Annotated in this window: 1 rRNA gene; it reads right to left on the bottom strand. The window is 50.0% G+C overall.

Features of this window, described 5'->3' with window-relative positions:
• Positions 1-258: ribosomal RNA gene (locus GTP55_RS29400) — 23S ribosomal RNA — on the bottom strand; the annotation flags it as partial.

Genomic DNA, 258 nt, shown 5'->3' with positions numbered 1-258 from the left:
GGCTTACGGCGTGGGGGCTTTTCACCCCCATTATCGCTACTCATGTCAGCATTCGCACTTCTGATACCTCCAGCATCCTTTACAAGACACCTTCGCAGGCTTACAGAACGCTCTCCTACCATATGCTAAAAGCATATCCGCAGCTTCGGTGACTGGCTTAGCCCCGTTACATCTTCCGCGCAGGACGACTCGATCAGTGAGCTATTACGCTTTCTTTAAATGATGGCTGCTTCTAAGCCAACATCCTGACTGTTTTAG

Origin of the sequence: Duganella margarita (assembly GCF_009857535.1) — a bacterium.
GTDB lineage: Bacteria > Pseudomonadota > Gammaproteobacteria > Burkholderiales > Burkholderiaceae_D > Rugamonas > Rugamonas margarita.
The sequence above is the reverse complement of the archived record's forward strand: the minus strand, read 5'-3'. Positions and strand labels throughout refer to the sequence as shown.